Annotated in this window: 1 protein-coding gene; it reads right to left on the bottom strand. The window is 60.7% G+C overall.

The features are described 5' to 3' along the window. Positions 1-132: 132 nt before the first annotated feature. Positions 133-915 (bottom strand): class I SAM-dependent methyltransferase, encoded by a 783-nt coding sequence (locus BFP90_RS13220; RefSeq protein ID WP_065891957.1) that lies wholly within the window; start codon positions 913-915, stop codon positions 133-135. Positions 916-1,065 lie beyond the last annotated feature (150 nt).

Raw genomic sequence — 1,065 nt, 5'->3', positions numbered from 1 at the left:
AAAGCAGATCAAGATCAAGAGCGACTCGCTTCGCATCGTGGTTACGGTTGGGCGCTGCTGAGTTGTGTAGGTACCTGCAAACTGCAAGTGAAAGGCGCCTTTGCTTGAAGCTTGCAGCTTGCAGCTTGCAGCCTAAACCTTAAGCGCCTTCTTGGGATAAATATCATAACGACTGGACTTGCCCTCCAGCGCATGGCTCGGCTTGGGCCCGTCAATGCACGGCGCCTTGCGCGGGCGTTTGACCACTACGCGATGGCTGGCCAGGGCGAGGGCCGCCGCGAGCAATGCCGGTGCATCCAAGTCATCACCGACCAGTGGCCGGAACAGGCGCATTTCCTTCTTCACGAGGGCAGTTTTCTCGCGGTGCGGGAACATTGGGTCCAGGTAGATCACTTGCGGCGGCTCGCCTTCCCAATTGAGCATCACTTCAATGGCGTTGCCCTTGAGCAGCGTCATGCGCGCCACGATCGGCGCCACGTCAAAATCCTGCGCGGCGCGTGCCAGGCCGTCTTCCAGCAAGGCACCAATCAACGGCTGGCGCTCGATCAGGCTCATCTCACAGCCCAGGCTTGCCAGCACGAACGCATCCTTGCCCAGCCCGGCCGTGGCGTCCAGTACACGGGGACGCACGCCTTGGGCGACGCCCACGGCCTTGGCGATCATCTGCCCGCTGCCACCGCCATATAGACGCCGGTGCGCCGCGCCGCCTTCGACAAAGTCGACCCGCACCGGGCCCGGTGCGTCCGGTCCGAGCTGTTGCAATTGCAGGCCTTGTTCGCCGACCTGCAGGGAAAAATCCGCCTCATCGCGTTGCACAGGCAAGCCCAACAGCGCAGCCCACTGCGCGGCGCGGGCCTGGAATTCTTCGGCCAAGGCCTCGACCCGAATGCGGCTGGCCGCTGGTTGTTCACTCATCAATCGCTACGCTCGAAAATATTAAGGATCGGCCAATACCGGCCGATAAAAACAACAGTCAGGTATTTTGCCAGAGCTGAGCGTCGACCGAAAAAAATGTCAGACATTCTTCCCCTAACCATCGGTGTACTGCCGACCCACAACCACTAC

This window comes from Pseudomonas sp. 24 E 13, assembly GCF_900004715.1.
GTDB lineage: Bacteria > Pseudomonadota > Gammaproteobacteria > Pseudomonadales > Pseudomonadaceae > Aquipseudomonas > Aquipseudomonas orientalis_A.
This window is presented reverse-complemented; position numbering and strand designations above follow the sequence as displayed.

Coding starts and splice junctions, on each gene's coding strand:
- BFP90_RS13220 (WP_065891957.1), bottom strand. CDS start 915: ATGAGTGAACAACCAGCGGCCAGCCGCATTCGGGTCGAGGCCTTGGCC.